Annotated in this window: 15 protein-coding genes and 1 pseudogene; 11 read left to right on the top strand and 5 right to left on the bottom strand. The window is 49.7% G+C overall.

Going from position 1 to position 21,527, the window contains the following annotated elements:
• Positions 1-398: 398 nt before the first annotated feature.
• The 6 genes and pseudogenes from D1841_RS10235 to D1841_RS19830 all read left to right on the top strand — a co-directional run bounded on the left by D1841_RS10235 (position 399) and on the right by D1841_RS19830 (position 7,820).
• Positions 399-635, top strand: a complete 237-nt coding sequence (locus D1841_RS10235; protein WP_160642917.1) for a DNA-binding transcriptional regulator — start codon at positions 399-401, stop codon at positions 633-635.
• On the top strand, positions 632-3,637 hold the full coding sequence (locus D1841_RS10230) for a type I restriction endonuclease subunit R (protein WP_160642916.1): 3,006 nt from the start codon (positions 632-634) through the stop codon (positions 3,635-3,637). Before D1841_RS10235 ends, D1841_RS10230 begins: the two co-directional genes overlap by 4 nt.
• Entirely contained in the window at positions 3,630-4,889 is a 1,260-nt protein-coding gene (locus D1841_RS10225; RefSeq protein WP_160642915.1) for a restriction endonuclease subunit S, read from the top strand. Before D1841_RS10230 ends, D1841_RS10225 begins: the two co-directional genes overlap by 8 nt.
• The gene (locus D1841_RS19155) at positions 4,886-5,200 is read left to right on the top strand and encodes a hypothetical protein (RefSeq protein ID WP_237076279.1); all 315 of its coding nucleotides are present in this window, start codon (positions 4,886-4,888) and stop codon (positions 5,198-5,200) included. Before D1841_RS10225 ends, D1841_RS19155 begins: the two co-directional genes overlap by 4 nt.
• An 11-nt stretch (positions 5,201-5,211) precedes the next feature.
• Positions 5,212-6,009: an AAA family ATPase gene (locus D1841_RS10220; RefSeq protein ID WP_237076278.1), complete on the top strand. Its 798-nt coding sequence runs from the start codon at positions 5,212-5,214 to the stop codon at positions 6,007-6,009.
• Between the two features lie 12 nt (positions 6,010-6,021).
• A pseudogene (locus D1841_RS19830) lies at positions 6,022-7,820 on the top strand (type I restriction-modification system subunit M).
• Between the two features lie 477 nt (positions 7,821-8,297).
• Here D1841_RS19830 and D1841_RS10210 read toward each other — a convergent pair.
• Positions 8,298-9,575: a serine dehydratase subunit alpha family protein gene (locus tag D1841_RS10210; RefSeq protein WP_160642914.1), complete on the bottom strand. Its 1,278-nt coding sequence runs from the start codon at positions 9,573-9,575 to the stop codon at positions 8,298-8,300.
• Positions 9,576-9,950: 375 nt separating this feature from the next.
• On the opposite strand from D1841_RS10210, the gene D1841_RS10205 reads away from it, so the two are divergent.
• A complete protein-coding gene (locus D1841_RS10205) occupies positions 9,951-10,682 on the top strand; it encodes a sugar phosphate isomerase/epimerase (RefSeq protein WP_160642913.1) in 732 nt (243 codons plus the stop codon).
• Positions 10,683-10,774: 92 nt separating this feature from the next.
• Here D1841_RS10205 and D1841_RS10200 read toward each other — a convergent pair whose 3' ends face one another.
• Both D1841_RS10200 and D1841_RS10195 read right to left on the bottom strand, forming a co-directional pair.
• Positions 10,775-13,432 (bottom strand): hybrid sensor histidine kinase/response regulator, encoded by a 2,658-nt coding sequence (locus tag D1841_RS10200; RefSeq protein ID WP_160642912.1) that lies wholly within the window; start codon positions 13,430-13,432, stop codon positions 10,775-10,777.
• A 346-nt stretch (positions 13,433-13,778) separates the two neighbouring features.
• The gene (locus D1841_RS10195; protein ID WP_237076275.1) at positions 13,779-15,632 is read right to left on the bottom strand and encodes an ABC transporter substrate-binding protein; all 1,854 of its coding nucleotides are present in this window, start codon (positions 15,630-15,632) and stop codon (positions 13,779-13,781) included.
• 354 nt (positions 15,633-15,986) lie between these two features.
• On the opposite strand from D1841_RS10195, the gene D1841_RS10190 reads away from it, so the two are divergent.
• Positions 15,987-16,556 (top strand): ECF transporter S component, encoded by a 570-nt coding sequence (locus tag D1841_RS10190; RefSeq protein ID WP_160642909.1) that lies wholly within the window; start codon positions 15,987-15,989, stop codon positions 16,554-16,556.
• Complete coding sequence (locus D1841_RS10185; RefSeq protein WP_160642908.1) at positions 16,537-17,127, top strand: uridine kinase; 591 nt, start codon at positions 16,537-16,539, stop codon at positions 17,125-17,127. The genes D1841_RS10190 and D1841_RS10185 overlap by 20 nt, the downstream gene beginning before the upstream one ends.
• A gap of 446 nt (positions 17,128-17,573) precedes the next feature.
• On the opposite strand, the gene D1841_RS10180 is transcribed toward D1841_RS10185, so the two are convergent.
• Positions 17,574-18,224 (bottom strand): helix-turn-helix domain-containing protein, encoded by a 651-nt coding sequence (locus D1841_RS10180; protein ID WP_160642907.1) that lies wholly within the window; start codon positions 18,222-18,224, stop codon positions 17,574-17,576.
• A gap of 269 nt (positions 18,225-18,493) precedes the next feature.
• Complete coding sequence (locus D1841_RS10175; protein WP_160642906.1) at positions 18,494-19,459, bottom strand: RluA family pseudouridine synthase; 966 nt, start codon at positions 19,457-19,459, stop codon at positions 18,494-18,496.
• A 204-nt stretch (positions 19,460-19,663) separates the two neighbouring features.
• On the opposite strand from D1841_RS10175, the gene D1841_RS10170 reads away from it, so the two are divergent.
• Together D1841_RS10170 and D1841_RS10165 are read left to right on the top strand one after the other, a co-directional pair.
• Positions 19,664-20,137 (top strand): hypothetical protein, encoded by a 474-nt coding sequence (locus tag D1841_RS10170; RefSeq protein ID WP_160642905.1) that lies wholly within the window; start codon positions 19,664-19,666, stop codon positions 20,135-20,137.
• A gap of 71 nt (positions 20,138-20,208) precedes the next feature.
• On the top strand, positions 20,209-21,492 hold the full coding sequence (locus D1841_RS10165) for an O-acetylhomoserine aminocarboxypropyltransferase/cysteine synthase family protein (protein WP_160642904.1): 1,284 nt from the start codon (positions 20,209-20,211) through the stop codon (positions 21,490-21,492).
• Positions 21,493-21,527: the final 35 nt, after the last annotated feature.

Raw genomic sequence — 21,527 nt, 5'->3', positions numbered from 1 at the left:
CAGGCTTATACGGGAGGGGCTTCTATACCCCAATGCCGCAGCAATAAACATACTTAGGCAAATCTTCAGCGAATGCCAGTCCAAAGCCAAGGGATAATTTTTCTTTTATCCATCCGTTCAATGCCACGGTTATGGGGTTGCCTAAAAGCCTGTGGGGCGCAGACATATCATGCTTTTGTCCGCCTGGCGTTCTCTGGACAGTGCTCCTGATAAAATGTGCTCATTCAGATACGGACTTACAACTATTCCTTACTGATTCACTATCTATACCCGTTTCCTCTGGCCCCTTTTCAATTTGGCCGCTGCATTCCCAAACGGTTGTGGGATGTTTACAATTTGCTATAGCTTATGCTATAATACACGATGCAAGAGTTTGAACAGATAAGGGGAACCGCGCTATGGTGATTTCTGAAGTTGTTAAAAATATTCGATCCCAACTGAGTTTATCCCAGGAAGGATTAGCCAGAGAATTACATATGGGATTCACTTCGGTTAATAGATGGGAGAATAATAAATCGAAACCAAATCAGATTGCAAGACACGCTTTGGTTGAACTTTGTAAAAAGAACAATTTGGATCAAGAACTGATAGAGGCATTAGAAGCAGCCAGCCAGGTGAAAGGTGTCGCAATATGAAGAATGAGAAACAAATTGAATTGAGTTTTATTGAAAAACTTAAAGAGTTAAAGTATATATATCGAGAAGATATTAAAGACAAAGCCTCTTTGGAGGAAAACTTCAGGAAGCATTTTCAGGCACTTAATAGAGTGAGATTAAGCGACGTTGAATTTGCCAGGTTAAAAGAAAATATTATTACACCTGATGTGTTTTCAGCGGCAAAAATCTTGAGAGAAACGAACACATTTAAAAGAGATGATGATACACCCTTACAGTACACCCTTGTAAATACAAATAATTGGTGCAAAAACGAGTATGAGGTGATTAATCAGCTTCGTATTAACACTGAAAATAGTTACCATAGATACGATGTTATTATTCTTATCAATGGCATTCCTGTTGTACAAGTTGAATTAAAGTCGCTGCAAATTACTCCCAAAAAGGCGATGGAACAGATTGTCGATTATAAAAATGATCCCGGGAATGGATATACAAATTCTTTGCTCTGTTTCATGCAGCTTTTTATTGTCAGCAATGAGAGCAATACCTATTATTTTGCCAACAACAACAAAGAACATTTTGCTTTTGATGCTGATGAGCGATTTTTACCGATATATCAATTTGCCGATAAGGATAATAAGAAAATTACCCATTTGCACAATTTTTCTGAGGCTGTGCTACGCAAATGTGCTTTGGGTGAACTAATTAGCAAATATATAGTCTTAGTAGCAAGTGAACAGAAAATGATAATTATGAGGCCATATCAAATTTATGCGGTTAAAGCCATTATAGACTGCATTGAGCAAAACAGAGGAAATGGCTATATTTGGCATACAACAGGAAGCGGTAAAACTCTCACATCTTTTAAAGCATCTACTTTATTAAAAGATAATCGCAACATAGCAAAATGTCTTTTTGTGGTGGACAGAAAAGATCTTGACCGACAGACCAGAGAGGAATTCAATAAGTTCCAAGAGGGATGTGTGGAAGAAAACACCAATACGGAAACTTTGGTAAAAAGGCTTGTTTCAGAGGACTATCGGGATAAGGTCATTGTAACGACTATTCAAAAGTTGGGTTTGGCGCTTGACGACGATAATAAACGAAGTAAGGGCAAAAAGAAAAAAGGTGAGCTGACATATAAAGAAAGATTAGCGCCTTTGAGAGATAGTAGGATCGTCATCATCTTTGATGAATGCCATCGTTCGCAGTTCGGAGAGAACCACAAAGCAATCAGAGACTTCTTCCCAAAGGCTCAGCTTTTTGGGTTTACTGGCACGCCTATTTTTGAAGAAAATGCAACTTACAAGCAAATTGATGGAACAATAGGCTCTTATACAACCACGAAGGATATTTTTGAAAAAGAGCTGCATGCTTATACGATTACTCATGCCATCGACGACAGAAATGTATTGCGATTCCATATTGACTACTTCAAGCCGGAAAATGACAGAGATGCTTCAAGAATCAATGAGGAACAACAAAAAAAGGCTGTGGTACAAACTATTTTGTCAAAACATGATGCTGTAACAAGCTACAGAAGATACAATGCTATTTTAGCCACATCATCCATCAATGACGCCATTGAATATTATAACTTGTTCAAAGAAGCACAACAAAATTGTATTGATGCTGCTGAAAGTAAATTTACGCCATTGAATATCGCCTGCGTATTTTCGCCACCGGCGGAAGGTAATAAGGATGTTCAGCAAATTCAAGAGGATCTTCCACAGGAAAAAGAAGATAACAAAAAAGAACCTGATAAAAAGAAGCAAGCATTGACAGGTATTATCAAAGACTATAATGAACAGTATGGAGCCAGTCATGACATTATCAATTTTGATGTGTATTATCAGGATGTACAGCAAAGAATTAAAGATCAAAAATATACCAACGCAGATTATCCCCATAAAAACAAGATTGATATCACCATTGTCGTGGACATGCTTCTGACTGGTTTTGATTCTAAGTATCTGAACACTTTGTATGTAGATAAGAACTTAAAATATCATGGGCTAATTCAGGCATTTTCCAGAACAAATCGGGTTTTAAACGATACAAAACCTTATGGTAATATTCTTGATTTCAGAAGCCAGTCAGATGAAGTAGATAAAGCAATTGCTCTGTTTTCCGGTGAAGATAATAACAATCGGGCAAAAGAAATCTGGCTTGTTGACCCAGCGCCAAAGGTTGTTGAGAAGTTGGATAAGGCAGTAAGTGAATTGGAAAAGTTTATGGAATCTCAGGGCCTGGAGTGCAGGCCTGAAGAAGTGAGCAATCTGAAAGGTGACGCCGCAAGATGTGAATTTATCAATAAATTCAAGGAAGTGCAGCGTTTAAAAACACAGTTGGAGCAGTACACGGAAATTGAAGAAAAAGACGCAGAAAAAATTGAGGAGCTGTTGCCGGAGGATACCCTGCGTGCGTTCCGTGGCGCTTATATTGATGTGGCACAAAGGCTGAAAGCGGAACAAGGAAAAGAGAACGAGGATAAAAATTCTGAAGTTGAACAGCTTGATTTCGAGTTTGTTCTGTTTTCGTCTGCCATTATTGATTATGACTATATCATGGCGTTGATTTCTAAGTATACTCAGCTCGAGTCAAAAAAGAAAAAAATGAGCAAAGAACAACTCATCGGTAAGCTTTCTGCTACCTCCAATTTGCTTGATGAAAGAGAAGACATTATTGAATATATCGACTCGCTTCAAGTTGGTGTGGCTTTGGATGAAAAGGAAATTAAAGCAGGGTATCAGAAATTCAGAGAACGGAAAAACAATCAAGAAATCACTGCCATTGCAGAAAAGCACGGAATTGAAATCCAAAGTTTGCAGGCATTCATTCAGGAAATCATCGACCGGATGATTTTTGACGGAGAAAAACTTAGCGATCTTCTGGCTCCGCTTGACTTAAGCTGGAGAGAAAGAACGCAAAAAGAACTTGATTTGATGGATGACCTGATTCCCTTGTTAAAGAAATTAGCAGAGGGCCGTAAAATTGTGGGGTTGAACGCGTATGAATAAGAAAAAAGGAATAGTGCCTAAATTATTAAGGTTTCCAGAATATACCGGGAATGGGTTGAGGATTACGAAATTGGGGAAAATATCGTCTATCATAAAAGAAAAAGCTGGAGAAAATAAATACACTCTTATGAGTGTGACATCTGGAGTTGGTTTAGTACCACAAGCAGAAAAGTTCGGGAGAGAAATAGCTGGGGACTCTTATAAAAATTATATTGTTATAAAGAAATATGATTTTGCATATAACAAAAGCGCAACAAAGCAATTCCCAGAAGGCTATATTTCTATGCTTGGAGAAAACGATATAGCTGCTGTCCCCAACAGTATTTTTACTTGCTTTAGAATTACTGATAATGGCTCATATCCTCCATTTTTTGATTATCTGTGGCACAATAACTATCACGGACATTGGCTGAGGAAATATATTGAGGTAGGCGCAAGAGCGCACGGGGCTTTAAGTGTTGATACAAAATATTTATGGAGTATGCCACTTGCGTTACCTGATTTCGATGAACAACAAAAGATTGCTGATTGTTTATCCTCCATTGATGAGCTGATTGACGCAGAAAGCAGCAAACTGAAAGCATTAGAAAAACACAAAAAAGGCTTGATGCAAAAGCTGTTCCCTGTGGAGGGAAAAGCTCTGCCTGAATGGAGATTTCCTGAGTTTAAGGGATGTGGAGAGTGGAAACATGAAGAAATAGGAAAACTTGGCGATATAGCAACTGGAAAAACTCCATCTACTTCAGATGCTGCTTTGTGGGATGGTGATATACAATTTGTTACACCAACAGATATTACAGAAAACAAGTATCAGTACCACACTCAAAGAACTGTTGTAGGAACTCCTAAAATAAAGATTTTGCCTAAGCACACTATAATGTTTACATGCATAGCATCTATCGGAAAGATGGCGTTATCCGTATATCATTGTGTTACAAACCAACAGATTAATTCTATTATCCCTAAACCTTGCTACGATAATGAATTTATTTATTACTCTTTGCTTCAAAAAAGCTTTTCTATAAAAACTAAAATTCCAAAGTCCACTTTACCTATTATTAATAAAACTGATTTTTTAAAAATAAAAATTCCGGTAGTTTCAGATAAAAATGAACAACAAAAAATTGCCAACTGCTTGTCAGAGATAGATACCATGATTACAGAGCAGTCAAACAAAGTGAAGCAGTTAAAAAAACACAAGAAAGGATTAATGCAGGGATTGTTTCCTTCTCTTGAGGAGGCAGATGTATGAGTAGTACAAAACGATTTACAAACCTAAAAAGACTAGCGCGCAATATTCGTGATACGCTGGGAACTGAAGATACACCCGACACAAAAAGCTACTATCTTCTGTTTGCCTATAATGGAACCGGAAAAACAAGGCTCTCTATTGAATTTAAAAATTTGGGAAAGAAAAAAATTCGAGGCAGTGATGAAAGAATACAAGATACTCTATATTATAATGCATTTACTGAAGATCTTTTCACTTGGAACAATGATTTGGAAGGAGATATAGACAGAAAGTTACTTTTAACACAAATTCTCACTTCTTTGATGGCTTGAGAGATCTTGAAATGGACACCCGCATACGGGGGTTTTTGCGGATTCACGCGGATTTCGACTTTACAATTTATTATGATGAAGGATATGTCAGTTTTTCACGAGACGTGCAAAGCAGAACTGGAGAGGAAACGGTAACTGGAATAAAAATTTCCCGTGGCGAAGAGAATCTGTTTATTTGGTGTTTCTTTCTTGCTATTGTTCAACTTGTAAATGACGAAGCTTTATCTTATGACTGGGTTAAATATATTTATATTGACGATCCAATTTCTTCCCTTGACGACAATAATGTTGTAGCGTTAGCATGTCAGCTTTCAGCATTGCTTAAAGATTGTAAAATTAAAACTGCTATTTCCACCCACCACACACTGTTTTTTAATGTAATGTATAATGAATTGAGAAAAGAAAGCACAGCAAGCCGCTTTTTGAGTTTTGATAAGGAGACAAGCAAATACATAGTAAAAGCCACCGGAGATACTCCGTTTTTTCACCATGTTGCTTTGTTAAAGGAACTAAAAAAAGTGGCTGATAATGGAAAGATCTATACGTATCATTTTAATGTTTTAAGAAATGTCCTTGAGAAAACAGCGGCTTTTCATGGGTTCGATAATTTTTCCGACTGCATAAAGCGGGAAGATGACGATTTAGACGATGTGCTTTTTGCCCGAATGGTAAACCTGCTAAGCCATGGAAATCATTCGATATTTAACCCTCTCGAAATGGTTGAGGATAATAAGGAAATTTTTAGAAATATACTGAATAGATTTCTGGAAAATTACAAGTTTAACGATAAGCTGTTTACAGAAAGATAGAGGTAGCAAATTATGAATGACACACAACAAAAACAGTTAGGCTCAACATTATGGGCGATTGCTGATAAACTGCGCGGCGCAATGAATGCTGATGATTTTAGAGATTATATGCTGTCTTTTCTCTTTTTGCGCTACCTGTCCGATAATTATGAAGAGGCAGTAAAAAAGGAATTGGGTAGTGATTATCAGAAAAGTGCGCTAGAAATCAAAAAGAACGAAGAGAATCTGGATGCCTATATTGGCGAGCTTAAATCCGTTATTGCCAAATACAGCAGATCTCTTTCACCAGAGAAATTAGGGTTACAAGAAGACGAAGAAGACAATCAAAAAATTGAAAAAGCAAAACAAGATTTTGTGAATGGTAATAATAAGATGCTCTATAGCCACAACGTAATCCCTCTTGCAGTCTGGTATATTCGCAATTTAGATCAAGTTGATATGTTTGAAAAACAAATGCGTCGTAAAATTCATTATGTGATAAAACCGGCATATTTGTGGAGCAATATATATGAATTGGCAAGAACACAAAACAGTCAATTGCTGAAAACTTTACAAAGTGGGTTTAAATATATTGAGAATGAGTCGTTTGAAAGCAGATTTCGTGGTTTATTCTCAGAAGTAAATCTTGACTCTGATAAATTGGGAAAGAATTATGGCGAACGAAATATTATGCTTTGTTCGATTATAACTGAAATCGCACAAGGACTTTCAAAATTCCCAAATGAAACAGATCTTCTGGGCGACGCCTACGAATATTTGATTGGTCAGTTTGCTGCTGGTTCTGGTAAAAAAGCGGGCGAATTCTATACCCCACAGCAGGTTTCAACCATCCTTTCCCAAATTGTATCCCTTGACAGTCAAGATCCCAGCACCGGGAAAAAGAGCAAACTGAAAAATGTACTTGATTTTGCTTGTGGTTCAGGTTCTTTGTTAATCAATGTGCGGAAACAATTTGGGGCGAATGGTATCGGGCAGATTTATGGGCAGGAAAAAATATTACTACTTATAACCTTGCTCGTATGAATATGCTGCTTCACGGTGTAAAGGATTCTGAATTTCAGATTCATCACGGAGATTCCTTATTAAATGATTGGAATATCTTAAACGAGATGAATCCAGCAAAAAAAATGCAGTTTGAAGCAGTTGTTGCCAATCCACCCTTTAGCTATAGGTGGCAGCCAAAAGAAGAAATGACAAAAGATTTCCGCTTCAAAAACTATGGACTTGCGCCAAAGTCAGCAGCAGATTTTGCTTTTTTATTGCACGGATTCCATTTTTTAAGCGATGATGGGACAATGGCAATTATTTTACCCCATGGAGTACTATTCCGTGGCGGCGCTGAGGAAAAAATCAGAACAAAACTTCTTGAAGACGGCAATATTGACGCTATCATTGGCTTGCCTGCAAACCTGTTTTTCTCTACGGGTATTCCAGTTTGCATTTTAGTTCTCAAAAAGTGTAAAAAATACGAGGATGTATTGATTATCAATGCAAGTGAGTATTTTAAAAAAGGAAAACGACAAAATGAACTTGATCCAGAGAATCCGGATCATATTGATAAGATTATTGAAACATATCAATATCGAAAAGAAGATGACAAAAAATATTCCCGCCGAGTTTCTATGGAAGAAATCAAGAAAAACGGATATAATCTAAATATTTCTCGCTATGTCAGCACTGCACCTGAAGAAGAAATTGTTGATATTGAAGAAGTACGGCAGGAGCTTGAAAAAATTGAGAATGATATTAAAGATGCAAAGGCCCGGCATAATGAGTTTTTGAAGGAATTGGGATTAAGATTATTGCCATGACGCTGTGGTATTCTGTAACTGATGATACGCTGTAAAGTCCTGTGAAAGCAGAATGCGGCAAAGGCAAGGCGCTGTGGATCCGCTTTCTGCTTCATGGAGGGCATCAAGGTGAGGCATCCCGAATATTACAGAAATTTATCTGCACCTAAGCAGCATACCAGCCACACAAAGGAAATCAATTCAAGCTAAAGTAAAGCCAAGAAAGGGAAAAAATTCAGGAATACATCCGGCACTAGTTAGAGGAGGGCAAGGCCGGGAAACAACTGACGATGGAAAACTTCTAGAGAACAGCCTGCTTACGGGCTGCAGATAAAGACAGTATCCAGGTGTCAGACCAGGCTAACATGACACGCAGCTTAACAGCACAGGGTCTGCCCGCATTAGAAAGACCCCCGGCAAAGCCGGGGGCCTGTTACAACAGATTTCATTGCCTGCATAGTGTCCAGCCTGTCCTCATCCAGGACACCAGCGGAAAAGCTATCCCTTCTGGGACAGCATCAGCTTTACAATTTCCCTGTCTGTTTCGCGCATGCCGACCTTGCCAATATATCCCACGCAGCTAATGGTTTCCTCGCACTCCTCTTTCAATATCCCTGTAAACGCCTCATATTCTTTGCCGTTCATGGCCAGGAAATGGGCCATCATGCCTGCGTCGATACTGGTGGCAATTTTGGCGGCACAGGAGATCTTGGCGCCATCGCAGAGGATGCCGGGGATGTTGGCAAGGGTGTTGTCGATGGTGGCCTTAATCTGCTCCACAGAGCCGTCCACCATATAGGTCACCGCCGCACATGCCGCGCAGGAAGCGGAAACCGCCCCGCAAAAGGCGGAAAGCTTGCCAATGTGGTCTTTCTGATGGATGGTCAGCAGCGCCGAGAAAACCAGGGCGCGGTACAGCCGTTCCTGGGAGATATCTTTTTCCCTGGCGTAGATGATAACAGGAACGGAAGAGGCAATGCCCTGGTTCCCGCTGCCAGAGTTGATGATAACCGGCATATCGCAGCCGCTCATACGGGCCTCCGAGGCAGCAGCGGCATAGGCTTTCATCCGGGTTACCACGCCGTCCGCATAAGACGCCCGTATGGTGCGGCCGATGGAAAGCCCGTAATCGCCGGATATGCCCTCGTAGGCAATATTCATGTTGCACCGAATCTGCCGGTCTATCAGCGGCTTTATTTTCTCCAGGGGCACTGTGTCCGCAAATTGTTTAATGCTCTCAATGTCCAGGCAGGAGCGGTCTGCTCCAGGCTTTTCCCCGGACACGCTGCCGCCCTGATAGATGCTTTCCCCGTTTTTTGCCGCAGAAACTATGTTCATATGGGAATGCTGAACCTCTACCTCCACAGTATCTGTCCCATCTGTCATTTTCACCACAAAGTGGAGGGGAATTTCCGAATTTAAGTACTCCACCCGGCAGCGGCCTTCCTGCAAAAAGGCGGCAGTTTGGGCCTGGGCTTCCGTAGTGACGGCTTCCAGCACCTCCATGCCCCGGCTGGCTGCGCCGCCGAAGGCTCCCAGGGCCACAGCGGCTTCAATGCCGATAAGCCCGCCGGAATTGGGGATGGAAACGCACCGCACGTTTTTAATCATATTGCCGCTGCAATATGCTGTGATGTCTGTAGGCGCTTTGCCCAGTTCCTTCCTGGCCCGGCTGGCTGCGTAAGCCAGGGCAATCGGCTCTGTACATCCCATGGCAGGGATCAGCTCTTCAGATAAAATAGCGAGGAAAGTTTTTTCCATTTCTTTCACGTTCATTATAACGCCTCCTGTTTTTCCCTTATCCTCCTGCCAATGCCCGCACCGGCAGCCTGCCCTTCCCACTGTCCCGCAAGGTGAGAAATGTCATTTTTCACCTTATATGACTATATCATAGCAAATTAGCGGAAAAATTTCAAGGGCATACCGCCTTGCTGGAGTGACGGCGGCTTCATCTGCCGCTGTTTGTGCATCTCTCCTGGCAGGGAGGAAAGGCACTGCACCAGCAAGACGAGGCCTTCCGGCAAATTCTCCAGGCTTTTAAAAAGAAATCCTGTTTCAGCCTGTTAAAAGGTTTCCGGGTGCTTGACTTTTTCCAGTTTGCGCCGTATGATTAAGGAGTACCAAATTTTATGATGAGGAGCGTACATAACTATGAAATATGGCTTGCAGATGTTCAGCGTCCGGGACATTACCAAGGAGGATATGGAAGGCGCCCTGCGGGAAGTGGCGGCTATGGGCTATGCCGCAGTGGAGTTTGCCGGGTTTATGGGCCATCCGGCAGAACAGATTAAGGCCTGGCTTGACCAGTATGGACTGCGTGTAAGCGGCACCCACACGGGCCTTGCCGGGCTTACGGATGACGTGCTGGAAGAAACCATTGCATACCACAAGGCAATCGGCTGCGAAAACATTATCATCCCCTTTGAGAAGCTGGAGAATAAGGCGGCGGTAGACGCCTTTATTGACCGGGTAAACGTTTTGCAGCCCCGGCTGGCAAAGGAAGGCATCACCCTCCATTACCACAACCACGACCACGAGTTCAAGCCCAACGAGGACGGCCTTATCCCTGAGGAGGAAATCCTCAGCCGCACAAGCATTAACCTGGAGGTGGATACATACTGGGTCTTTGCTGCTGATAAGGATCCCGTGGCCTTCCTCAAAGAGCACAAGGATCGCATCAGCGTCATCCATCTCAAGGACGGCATCGGCGGCCATGAAGGCAAGTCCCTGGGGCTGGGCAAAGCCCCTGTGCTCCAGGTGCGGGAAACCGCCATTGCCCTTGGCATGGAGATGGTGGTGGAAAGCGAAGGGCTGGAGCCTACCGGCCTGGAGGAGGTTAAGCGCTGCATTGACTTCCTGAAAGAGGTTGACGCGAAAATATAGTGAGCGCGGCAAAGCTGCCTGGCTTGGGAATTTTTCCCAAGCCAGGCCGTCAAAAAACCGGGAGGCCCCCAGCAAAGGGCCTCCCGGTTCCTTTATTTTTCCTGGGCCTCCAGCACAGCCCGGACAGTCTGTTCCAATACGCCCATGTCAATGGGCTTTGCCACATGGGCATTCATGCCGGCCTCCAGGGCGTCCCGGATGTCCTCGGCAAAGGCGTTTGCCGTCATGGCGATAATGGGGATGCGCACCGCCAGGGGATGGCTCATGCCCCGGATTTTCCGGGTGGCATCATAGCCGTTTAAAATCGGCATCTGTACGTCCATCAGGATTAGCTGGTACTGGCCCGGGGCAGAGGCGGCAAATGCCTCTGCCACCAATTGGCCGTTTTCGCAGATATGGCAGGAGGCCCCCGCCATATCCAGCAGCTCACTCAGTATCTCCGCGTTGATTTCATTGTCCTCCGCCACCAGGATGTGCATTCCCTCCAGGATTCCCTTCCCTTCAGGCTCTGCCGGGGCGGGTTCTGTGCCTCCTTTTCCCAGCACCCCTTCCACCTTTTGGCGAAAGCTGGTAAGGAAGAAGGGTTTGGGCAGGAAGGCGTCTATCCCGGCAGCCCGGCCTTCCTCCTCTATCTCAGGCCAGTCGGAGCTGGTAAGCAGCAGGATAGGGGGCTGCGCTGTCTCCTGGCAGATGCGCTGGGCTGTTTCCACGCCGTCCATGCCGGGCATCTTCCAGTCCAGCAGCACAATGTGGAATGGTTCTCCCGCTTCCTCCGCCTGCTTTACCTGCTCCAGGGCGCTGCGCCCGTCCAGGGCATAGGACACCGCCACGCCGGTGCCCTCCATGGTCATCTGGATATTCTGGCAGATAACCTCCTCGTCGTCTGCTGCCAGCAGCCGGGTAATGTTGTGCTTCTGCCAGAAATCCCGGTCCATGGCCTGCTCGCTGATGTGCAGTTCCAAATCTACCGTAAAGGTGGAGCCTTTCCCCTTCTGGCTTTCCACTGAAATTTTACCGCCCATCAGATCCAGCAGGTTCTTGGTGATAGCCATGCCCAGGCCTGTACCCTGGATTTTATTGGTAACGCTGTCCTCCTCCCGGGTGAAGGCGTGGAAAATTTTCTGCTGGTATTCCTCGCTCATGCCGTAGCCATTGTCTGCCACAATAAACCTGTAATGGGCCAGGTGCTTGGCAAGCTGGGGCAGCTCCTGCACAGTAAGGGTGACGTGCCCGCCGTCCGGGGTGTATTTCACCGCGTTTGACAGAAGGTTCAGAAGAATCTGGTTCAGCCGCAGCTTATCCATAACCACCCGTTCATGCTTTAACTCCCGGCTGTACACCTCAAAGGTGTGGCCCTTGGCCTTCATCTGGGGCCGGATAATGGAGTCAATATTCTCAATCAGATCCACCACGCTTTCATCTGAAAGGTTCAGGGTGGTCTTGCCGGCCTCTATCTTGCTGATGTCCAGGATATCGTTAATCAGCCCCAGCAAATGCTGGCTGGAGGCAGTGATTTTCTTGGTGTATTCCAGCACCTTTTCCGGGTTTCCCGCATCCCGGGCCAGGAGGGCGGCAAAGCCCACTATAGCGTTCATAGGCGTGCGGATATCATGGCTCATGTTGGACAGGAAAGAGCTTTTGGCCCGGTTTGCCTCCTCCGCAATCTGGAAGGCCTGCTCTGCCGACTCCTTGGCCCTTTGCAGCATGGTGTTGGATTCCTCCAGCCGCCTGTTCATTTCTTCCTGGCGGCGCAGGTTTTCCTGCTCCCGCTTAAACAGCCGGGCGCTGCTGTGCTGCCGGGCCATAGACACAGCCGCCAGCGCCAGCATAATGAACAGCACCACAATGAGGATAAGCAGCGTGCGCAGCACCATGCCCACCATTTCCACGGTCCCGGAGGCCACAAACTCTGCCGGGATTAAAAAGAGCAGCAGGGTGTCATATGCCGAAAGGGAGGTCAGGCAGTAGTAATATTCCTTGCCGTCCATCATGAAATTGGTGCTGACGGCGTCCTGCCCCTGCAGGGCAGCCCGGATATCCGGGATCTTCTGGCCCTCCATCCCCTCCAGCACAGTCAGCACATTGTAGGCCTGGATGGTGTTGCCGTCTGATACCTTGTCGTGCATCCTGGTGCCGTTGCTTTTCAGGATATATGTCTCGTTCTGGCTGCCATAGGCAGCGCTGCTATAGTATTGGGCCAGGGTGTTGACATCCTTAAGCAGGACGGCATGGGTAAAGGCCGGGCCTCCCTCCCCTGTTTCCAGGGGCGTATCCAGCTTTTCCACAAAGGCCCAGTAGCTGCCCTCATAGATGAAGCTGTCAGAGATAAAGGTATACCGTTCCTCCCCGGTGGAAATGCGGTCCAGGTCTGACCAAACCCCATGCTTGCCCTCCCGGTCATAGCAGTTGCCCTGGCTGTCCACCAGCATCAGGATGGCGCTGTAGCTCTCCGTTTCCAGCAGCTCCTCCAGCTTGCCCAGGGTTGCCACCGCCTCATCCCCCGCGGCATATTCCCCTTCTTCCAGAAGGTTTACCGCCGCAGTCAGATAAATCCAGTGGGCGTCCAGGGCGTTGTTCAGGTTTATGCGCACCTGATCCGTAATTTCATTGAGCTGGGTAGAGCGCTCCCTGAAAATCTGTTCCTGCAAATACCCGCTGAAATATCCGCCCCCTACCAGCAGGAACAGGATAAGGCCTGCCGCCAGCACAGCCGGCAATACTATATTCTGCTTTGTTTTCATCCATTTCATACCAGCCACGTTCCCTCTGTCATAGTTGTGATAAGCAGCGCAGTCCAAAGGAAACAGGGCGCCTCCTTCAAACGCGTTTGCCTGATATATAATGGGGCCGGGGCCGCACAAAAAAGCCTTTCCTGCACCCCGCGCCGCTCCTTATTTTCTGTTTTCATTCTAGAGCGTGTTCACATAAGTTGAATATGCAGATTTTCGAGGGGATTTAGTGGGGTTCAAGGCAGGAACCGCAAGAAAGGCTGTCGCCTTTCGAGGATTCCTAACACAAGAAGCCCATAAAATAACCCGAAAAGATGCGTGTGATTGCTTTGTGTGTACACGCTCTAGTAGTTGCCTTGGAAAAGCCTTATTCCAGGGTGATATAGTCTGTAGGGGCGCAAAGCTGCCTGCCTTCTGCCAGAAAGCCTGCAATGGCCAGCTTGAAGGTTGTCTCCACCTGGAGGTACTCCTCCACGCCTGCGGCCGCCAGGGCTTCCCGCTGCATCTCATTTTCATCCCCTACCAGGAAAAGCTCGTAAAGGCGCCCCTTATCGAAGGCCTGCCCTTCATCGTAATGCCCCTCCAGCTCCCTGCCCTGTATGGTAAGCTTCCGGAGGGCATAGCCTTTGCCCTCCCGCTTAACCTCCATTTCAAAGCCGCTGGAGACGTACAGGGTGGAGTCGTTGCACACAGAGCCGCGCTTGCCCGGGGTGGTAAGCAGATATTCCACATACCGGTATAGCTGCTCCCCTGTAAGCCGGCAGGAAAAAATGCCCAGGGAGGATTCCCCCATGGTCAGGTATCCCAGCTCCTCCAGGGTGTAGTCCCCAGCGGCTATGTCTCCCGCCACATTGGAGGCCTGCCCGATGAGCAGGTCGGCCCCCAGGATTTCCCGCAGGGAATTGAAAAGTGCCGAAGCCGCCGGGCTGCCCCCCTGGGGGTTAAAAGCATAGGGGTAGGCTGTTTCAATGCGGGCGGCAGGAGGTTTTTCCTCTTTTGGGGCGGACATGGCCTGGTTAAAGGCGTCAAAGGCTGACTGGGCGTCGGGGTAATCCCCCTTTATCATGCCCTGCACCACCTGTTGGGAAATGGAAAACATATCGGAAGAGGCAAGGCGGATATACAGCCGGTTCTTGTCGGCGTAGGGCTGTAAATGGGAAAGCCCTTCTGAAAGCGGCAGCTCCACCGATTTGCTGTAGGGGATCATGTTATGCCCGCCGGCAATGTGCTTTTGCCCCTCCCCGTTCAGCATAGTTTCCAGGATTTCCAGAATCAGCGCCCTGCGCTCCGGGCTTTCCTCTGCCCGGGCGCTGGCGGCAACCTGAAAGGCCGGATATGTCAGATACCAGTTATCCTCCTGGGTATCCCCGAAATAAGGCATCAAAAGAACGTCTCCGGCCTGGCTGTCCCGGATAGCCTCCTCGTTGCCTGTTCCCCGTATCATGGCCGCTTCCCCGTTCCTGAAGGCCTCCAGCACCTGCTGGTGCTCCAGCCCCACATCCGACGGGACAGCCCCGGTGTAGTCCAGGAACTCCTCCATGCGCTGGAAAACAGGAAGCCAGACCTCCTCGCTGAGCCTGCTTGTCTGCCCGCTTTCATAAAGCTGCCGCCATTCCCGCCCCTCCTGGGAGGTAAGCTGGGAAGCGGAAAGCCCCTGCAGCAGCTCCATGCAGGTAAAGTCCGCGCTGTAATTGGACAGGAAAGGCCGCACCCCTTTTTTCTCCAGCGCCCTGCACACCGCCACAAACTCCTCATAGTTTTCCGGAACGGAAAGGCCGTGCTTTTCCAGCAGGGGCTGGTTTATCACAATGCTGTCTACCTCCGCGCAGGTGGGAAGCCAGTTTACCGCCCCGTCGCTGTAAGTATAGCTGCGCAGGTAGGACTGGTGGATGGAGGCGGCAATTTCCGTCCCGCTGAGGTCCATCAGGGAATCCCGCCAGCCCTCCACGTCGCTGAGGGAAAAGCGGCGGACAGTCAGGATATCCGGCAGGCTGCCGTTTTCCTCCTTGAAGCGGTAGAAGTCTGTGGAATTTGTAGCCACGTAAAACTCGAAGTCCACTTCCGGAAAGGACTCCTGCAGATACGGCCCATATCGCTCTGTAAGCTGATCGCTCCAGAAGGCCACCGTCACTTTCTCCTTTTCCCTGTTGCCGCAGCCCGCCAGGGCCGCCAGCAGCAGGCACGCTGCCAGCATAAAAGGCAGCCATCTTTTCCCGCACATCTTCCCCACAGCTGCACACTCCTCCCGCAAAGGCGTTTATTTATAGTATAGCACCTTGGGCAAAAAATGGCAACTGGAAAGACGTTTGGGGGATGTCCTTTCAAAAAAGTTTCATCATATAACCCTGCCCAGCTTGCCGCTGTCCCGGCAGACGGGGGCTGTGCTGGAAAATAAAGCTTGACATAAACCTCACTCCAAGTATTATAATCATCCCGTACCATTACGGAGTGTGTTCGCCCCGCGCAGCTTCTGAAATCCGCCCAGCAAACCCTTGTACATATTCCCTGCCCGACCGGGCACATGGCAACATGCGCGTTTGACCGCTCCCCCCATTATCAAGAAGGAGGGACCTTTATGAAATCCATCTCAAAAAATCTTGTCTTGCCCGCCCTGTTTCTGGCGATTGGCCTGGTGCTTCCCTTTTTCACCGGGCAAATTCCCCAAATCGGCCAGATGCTCCTGCCCATGCATATCCCGGTGCTGCTCTGCGGCCTGATTTGCGGCTGGCAGCAGGGCGCTGTGGTGGGGCTTGTCCTGCCCCTGCTGCGCTCGGCGCTGTTCGGCGCGCCGGCGTTTTACCCCATGGCAACCGGCATGGCCTTTGAGCTGATGACCTACGGCTTGGTCGCGGGCCTGCTTTACAGCCTTTCCAAGTGGCACTGCCTGCTGGCGCTTTACCGCAGCCTGGTGCTGGCTATGCTGGCAGGCCGGGTAGTCTGGGGGATTGTCCAGACCATCCAAATGGGCGTGTTTGGAAACGGCTTTACCTTGCAGATGTTCCTGGCAGGGGCCTTCATCAACGCCATTCCCGGCATTCTGGCCCAGCTCATCTTAATCCCCACCATCATGCTGGCTTTGGGCCGCACCGGGCTGGTGCCTTTTAAAGCGCACAAGGACAAGACCCATGAACATACAGAAGCTTAACGCGGCTGCCGCTTCCGCTAAAGTCGCCGGGGTACCCCGGACAGGGTCTCCCTTCCTGGTGGCCATAGACGGCCGCTGCGCCGCCGGGAAAACCACCTTGGCCCAGGCGCTCCGCCAGGAGACAGGCTGGGGCGTTGTGCATATGGATCACTTCTTTCTGCGCCCAGCCCAGCGGACGGAGGCCCGACTGGCAGAACCGGGAGGCAATGTGGATAGGGAGCGCTTTTTAGAGGAAGTGCTCCTCCCCCTCCAGGCAGGCCGGGATGCGGTTTACCGCCCCTATGACTGCCACAGCCAAAGCTTTTCCCCGCCTGTCCGGATAGAGGCAGGCCCTGCCGTCATTATAGAAGGTTCCTATAGCTGCCATCCTGCCCTGTGGGACGCATACCACCTGCGGGTGTTCCTGCATGTCAGCCCCCAAAAGCAGCTTGCCCGCATTGAAGCCCGCAATGGCTCCCAGGCGCTCTCCCAGTTCCGGGACAAATGGATCCCCCTGGAGGAGCGGTATTTTGAAGCCTTTGGGATAGGGGAGCGGTGCGCGCTGTGCTTTGAGCTGGAAGGATATCGTTAATGCAGTCCAAAAGAGGCAGAATGCCTCTTTTGAACCAGGCGGTAAAGCCGCCTGGTTTGAAAATCGGTACATCCCGATTTTCAAGTGCGTTTACTATAGGGCACGCGCTTTTGGAGAGTTAAGAAAACAAAACCGCCCGGCAAAAAGGGGGGGCATAAGGGCTAAAAGCCCCGGTTACCGGCCAGCGCCTAAAGGCGCTGGCTTTTCTTACAGCCTTATAGGCCGCAAATGAAAGAGCCGCTGCAAAAGCGGCCCTTGAAGGTAATGCGCTGGTGCCCCTTTAGGGGCTGAGTCCTTAGAATGTATTCACAACCTGCAGCCATCATCTAAGCGGTCTTATGGGAGACGCTCTTTGTTAAATTTCCTTGCCCCCAAAATTCCCGCTCATCCAGCAGTTTCGATTATGAATACAGGTTCTTAGTTCTCCCTCATAGGTGGTGGAACCCTTAATCTGCGGGAGGCTTCTGCGCCTCTGCTTTCTTTAAAATCCGGTACACCGCCAGCAGCGCCGCCCCGTACAGGAAGAGGAACACCACTGTGGCGGGCACGCCCACATCCAGGGGGTACGGCGTAAGCAGCCTGAAGAAGATGTACCCCGTCGCCATGGAACAGGGCATAAACAGCCCCAAAGCCCAGTCCAGCATTTTAATGAAAAAGGGGGCCTCCTGGTGGGAGACGATTTTACCCGCGAAGTACCAAACCACCCCGGCCACCTGTATAATCATGCTGCTCCATATAACGGAATCCTCCTGGCTGTCATACCAGCCCCTAAAGGCCAGCAGCAGCCCAATAGCCATAAGCCCTGCCGATACCACATACTGCACCTGTCCGATGCTTTTCCGGTCCCAGCCGCTTTTAGGGACGGCCTTTGTTTCGCTGCCTTTTAAAAGGTAGTCCGTAGTCACGCCGAAAAACTCGCTGAGGGCCACCACCTTGCCCAGTTCCGGAACCGATTCCCCCAGCTCCCACTTGCTCACCGCCTGCCGGGACACCCCTGCCTGTTCCGCAAGCTGCTCCTGGGAAAGCCCCCGGGACTTCCGCAGGGCCTGGAGCCTTTCCCCCAGTGCCATGTTGTTTTCCATTACGTTTCTTTCCATTGCCTGTTCGCCTGCCTTTCTGCTTGGATAGCGTCCCCAGCATAGCATTTTTCCCGGTTGCGGGCCACCATGCGGGCTTGGAAATGCCGCAACCGGCAGTTGCGCGGCAAAAAACGCCGGCGCCGTCTTTTTCAAAGGCCCTGCTGGCTTCCGGGCGGCCCAAGCGCGGGGCTTCCCGGAAGCCCCGCGGCCTGCGCCTTTTCCAGGCGCGGCCCGCCTGCGCGAAGCGCATGCGGCTGGGGCCGGGCTGCTGTACCCGCCTGCCCTCTTTAGGGGAACTGCCGGAATTCCCGGAGGAACCAAGGCTCCCCCGCGGTGAACACCCTGCCGTTCAGGTAATCCAGCGCCCCGGCGGGAGTGGTAAAGCGGAACCCCAGCTTATAGGAATACAGGGCCTGATAGGGAAAGCCTGTCTTTTTGTTCACCGCGTTTTTGCCATACTTCCCGTCCCCGGCCAGGGGGTGCCCGATGGCGGCAAAGTGGGCGCGTATCTGGTGGGTGCGCCCTGTAAGCAGTTCTGCCTCCAGGAGGGAAAAGTCCCGCCTCTCCTCCAGCACCCGGTATTTCGTGCGGATAGACTTGCCCCCGGGCACAGGCTTTTTGCTGATATACACCCGGTTCTGGGATTCGTTCTTCTGGAGGTATCCTGTCAGCAGCCCCTCTTTTTCCTCCATGCGCCCGCACACCACGCACAGGTATTTCTTTTCCAGCTCCCTGTCTTTCACCTTCTGGTTCATCACCCGCAGGGCTTCCGCGTTTTTTGCCGCCATGACGATGCCCCCGGTGTTCCGGTCAATGCGGTTGATAAGGGCCGGGGCAAAAGAGTTCTCTGCCTGGGGGTCATATTCCCCCCGGTCGTAAAGCAGGTGCTGCACCCGGGCAATGAGGGAATCGAAGTGGTAGTGCTCGTCCGGATGGACGATAAGCCCCGGCTTTTTGTCCAGCAGCAGAAGGTTTTCGTCCTCATAGACAATGGACAGGGCTTTGGGGGCCTTGAGGAAATCATGGCTTTCCGGCGCCTTCTGGAAAAAATCCTCCTGCCAGTACAGGGTAAGCACATCCCCCTCCCGCAGCCGCTGGTCGGCCTGACACCGTTTGCCGTTCAGCTTCACATCCTTTGTCCGCACGCATTTATACAGCACCGCCGGAGGCAGGTTTGGATAAGCCTTTAACAGGAATTTATCCAGCCGCTGCCCTCCGTCGTTTTTTTCAATGGCAACCGTTCTTCTTGGCATGTCCATGCCCCTTTCAACCCTTTTTTCTCCTTCCCATTATTTCATATTTTTCCCCATAAATCAAGGCCGCCCTTCGGCGGGACGCGGCTTGGGCGGAAAAGTTTTCAGGCGGTTCCTCCTGCCTTATTGTGAGATTGCCTTTACAAACCGGCCCTTTTGGTTTATTATAGTCAAGGACGCAAAACCTGAAAAGGAGGGATTCCGGTGCTGTACTGCAAGCGTTGCCAGTCTGTCTGCGAGGACTATGAACACCGCTGCCCCAACTGCAAAAGCAACAAACTCCGGGAGGCTCTGGAGGAGGACTTCGTTTTTCTCCAGCGGGCAGATTTGTATACGGCGGGCCGCCTGGAAAGCCTGTTTGCGGAACACGATATAGACTGCCGCCTGGAGTCTTTTTCCAAGGGCAGGCCGGTGCCCCTGTATGACAGCGAGATTATGCCCACAGACAAAAGCGTTTTTGTGCCCTTCCGGGATCTCCCCGCCGCCCGGGAGCTTTCCGCCGCCCTGTGCCGGGAGCTGGAGGAGGACGATCCCGCGCCCCAGTGGGAGGAAATGTCCAGCAAAAAGCGGCTGGTAGTGCAGTCCCTTTCTGCCCTGGCCTTTATCCTGGTTATCATCTGCGTGGTGTTCGCGGCGGACGGCCTTGCCAACTGGCTGAAATCCCTTTGGTTCGGATAAGCCCAAACAGTTTTCAAGGGGGCGGCCCCGCCCCTTGTTATACATTTTGTATCAGGAAAGGAAGAAGAAAGATGAAAGATTTACAGAGAGACACCCTTTGCATCCACGCGGGCTATAAGCCGGGAAACGGGCAGCCCCGGGTGGTGCCCATTGTCCAGAGCACCACCTACACCTATGAAAGCTCCCAGGAAATGGGGGATCTTTTCGATTTAAAGGCAGAAGGCTTTTTTTACACACGTCTGGGCAACCCCACCAACGACTGCGTGGAGCAGAAAATCGCGGCCCTGGAGGGCGGCGTGGGGGCCATGATCACCTCCTCCGGCCAGGCGGCCTCCCTGCTGTCTGTGCTGAACATCTGCACAGCGGGCCAGCACATGGTCTGCTCCAGCGCCATCTATGGCGGCACCTTCAACCTGTTTTTCAAAACCATCAAGGAAATGGGGGTGGAGGTTACCTTTGTGCCCCCCGCCGCTTCCCTGGAAGAGCTGCGGGCCGCCATGCGGGAGAACACCCGCTGCGTCTTTGCGGAAACCCTCTCCAACCCCTCTTTGGTGGTCACAGATCTGGAGCTGTTCGCCCAGGCCGCCCATGAGCATGGCGTGCCCCTGATTGTGGACAACACCTTCCCCACCCCCATCAACTGCCGGCCTATAGAGTTTGGGGCCGACATTGTGGTACACTCCACCACCAAGTATATGGACGGCCACGCCGTACAGGTGGGGGGCGTGATTGTGGACTCCGGGAAGTTTAATTGGGATAACGGCAAATTCCCCGCCCTGACAGAGCCGGATGAATCCTACCACGGAGTGGTGTACACCAAGCAGTTTGGCCCTGCCGCCTATATCGCCAAGGCCCGCTGCCACCTGATGCGGGATCTGGGCGCCCAGGCCGCGCCCATGAACGCCTTCCTTTTGAACCTGGGCCTGGAAACCCTGGCCCTGCGCATGGAGCGCCACTGCCAGAACGCCCAGAAGGTGGCGGAATACCTCCAGTCTGATCCCCGCGTTTCCTGGGTGAACCATCCCGGCCTGCCGGGCAATCCGTATTATGCCCTTGCCCAGAAATATATGCCCCATGGATCCTGCGGCGTGGTGGCCTTTGGCATCAAGGGCGGCAGGGAAGCGGCCCAGAAATTTATGGACAGCCTGGAGCTGGCCTCTGTTGTCACCCATGTGGCAGACCTGCGCACCTGCGTGCTCCATCCCGCCAGCACCACCCACCGCCAGCTTTCCGACCAGCAGCTTCAGGAGGCCGGCGTGCCTGCCGACCTCATCCGCCTCTCCGTGGGCATCGAAAACCTGGAGGACATTTTGGCAGATTTGAAGCAGGCCATTGAAAAAGCCGGCAAGGCCTGAGGCGGCGTTTTTTCCAAGGCTTGCAGTGATGACAA

It is taken from the genome of Neglectibacter sp. X4 (assembly GCF_009917365.1).
Classification (GTDB): Bacteria; Bacillota; Clostridia; order Oscillospirales; family Acutalibacteraceae; genus Acutalibacter.
This window is presented reverse-complemented; position numbering and strand designations above follow the sequence as displayed.